The 1,913-nt window shown below is 72.2% G+C and carries 3 protein-coding genes and 1 pseudogene; 2 read left to right on the plus strand and 2 right to left on the minus strand.

Features of this window, described 5'->3' with window-relative positions:
* The coding region (locus tag G6018_RS17285) for a rubredoxin (protein ID WP_241731997.1) at positions 1-487 on the plus strand (487 nt) is incomplete at its 5' end.
* A 53-nt stretch (positions 488-540) separates the two neighbouring features.
* Complete coding sequence (locus G6018_RS05075; protein WP_095717092.1) at positions 541-735, plus strand: ferredoxin; 195 nt, start codon at positions 541-543, stop codon at positions 733-735.
* Positions 736-751: 16 nt separating this feature from the next.
* On the opposite strand, the gene G6018_RS05080 is transcribed toward G6018_RS05075, so the two are convergent.
* Both G6018_RS05080 and G6018_RS05085 read right to left on the minus strand, forming a co-directional pair.
* On the minus strand, positions 752-1,351 hold the full coding sequence (locus G6018_RS05080) for a maleylpyruvate isomerase family mycothiol-dependent enzyme (RefSeq protein WP_179524264.1): 600 nt from the start codon (positions 1,349-1,351) through the stop codon (positions 752-754).
* Positions 1,348-1,913: pseudogene (locus tag G6018_RS05085) on the minus strand (galactofuranosyl transferase); the annotation flags it as partial. The gene G6018_RS05080 and the pseudogene G6018_RS05085, both read right to left, overlap by 4 nt.

Consider the following 1,913-nt stretch of genomic DNA (forward strand, 5'->3'; position numbering starts at 1 on the left):
GATGCGCCGCTACCAGGTCCTGCGCACCACCGACGACGCCCCGCAGCTCCCCGCCGGGTACGCCGCGCTCATCGTGGTGGCCTACTTCCCGCCGATCTGGCGCCGGATCATGGACCACCGGGTGCTCGACCACTACGACGGCGACGTCACCAGGGCCAACATCCAGCCGTCCAAGCGGGAGCGGATCCTCGCCCGCTACGGCGACCCGTCGGCCACCGGCGCGAGCCCCGCGACCAGCCGGTCCTCCGCCCCGGCCGCCACGGCGACCGCCGTCCTGGATCCCGAGCCCGACGTGGACGCCGTCCGCGGCGCCGTCTCGCCGATCGGCACCTATGCCTGCCCCAACTGTGGCCACCACTACGTCGAGTCGCTGGGTGAGCCGCGGGAGGGCTTCGCCCCCGGCACGCCGTGGTCGGCGATCCCCGACGACTGGCAGTGCCCGGACTGTGGCGTCCGGGACAAGGTCGACTTCGTGCCGGTGAGCTGACACCGACAGGCCGTGACACCCGTGTACACAGTGTTCCAACCAGGAGGTTTCCCATGAAGATCGCGATCGACCCGGACCGGTGCGAGGGGCAGGCGGTGTGCGTCGGCCTCGCCCCGAAGGTCTTCGCCCTGGGCGACGACGACGAGGTGGTGCGCCTGCTCGTGGAGGAGGTCCCCGAGGAACTCCAGAAGAGGGCTCGCAAGGCCATCGAGAAGTGCCCGATGGCGGCGCTCCGCGAGGCCGGGTAGGCCGTCGGCCAGAGCTCTAGGCCGCCGGCCAGGCGGAGGGGTCCCGACCGGTACGCGCGAGAGCGGCGTGCCGGGTCGGGACCCCTTCTCCGTCGAAGCCCGGTAGCGGAGCGGAGAACAGCTCGGGGGCCGGGTCGTCGGCGAGATCGGTCCGGACGAAGTCGAGGACGGCGCGTTCGAGTTCGTCGCCCCACGGCAGGTCGACCCCCTGGGAGACCGACAGGTCCCAGGCGTGGACGGCCAGATCGAAGGTCTGCTGCGCGAGATAGTGCACCATCGGCGCCCGACCGTAGGAGAGGTGGACCTCGTCGTCGGTGGGGGTTCCCCGCCACGCGGCGGCCACCGGCGCGCGCAGGGTGTGCCAGAAGGCCACGAGGTCGGGGCCGCTGGCCCCGGTGAGCCGACGGAGCGGTTCCTCGAGGTCCCCGGCCACCTCGTCGACCGTCCCTCCGGCCAACAGTCCCGGGACCCACATCTGCTCGTCCACGACGTGGGCCAGCACCTCACGGGCGGTCCACTCGCTGCACGGGGTGGCGGCGTCCCAGTCGGTGACCATCGGCAGGACCCGGTCGTACAGGTCGGCGGCCCGGGACTGCAGGGCGATCCAGTCGGTCATGGCTTGTCGAACCGCTCGCCCGCGCCCAACCGCTGCAGACGCAGCCACTCGCGCAGGCCGGCCGGGTCTCGTCTGGTGACCAGGAAGTACCAGCCGAAGCGCAGGATCTCCTGCGGGATGAGGCGCCGGTTGCCGGGCTGGGTGAGCACGTAGCCGCGGTTGCGGTAGGTGAAGTGCCGCTTGACCGGGTCGTCGGGGAACTGGGTGTGCATGCGGCCGCCGAGGATCGGTTTGAACTCGTCCGACCCCTGCGGGTGCAGGTACGCGGTCGTCAGACACGTGCCGAAGGGCAGTCGGGAGCGCACCAGGCGCCGGTGCATCTCCACCTCGTCACCGCGGATGAACAGCCGCAGGTCCGGGACGCCCACACGGTCCAGGCAGTCCGCGGTGAACAGCGCCCCGTTGAACAGGGAGGCGATGCCGGGCAGCAGGTCGGTGTCGGTCCGGGAGGGGCCGGCGGCACCAGGGACGCCGGCACCAGGGTCACCGGCACCGCGGTCGCCGCCCTCGCCGTCGGCGAACAACTCGCTGCGCCAGCGTCGCCACACCACGCCGCGGCGCA

This window comes from Dietzia sp. DQ11-44 (genome assembly GCF_014145205.1).
Taxonomy (GTDB): Bacteria; Actinomycetota; Actinomycetes; order Mycobacteriales; family Mycobacteriaceae; genus Dietzia; species Dietzia natronolimnaea.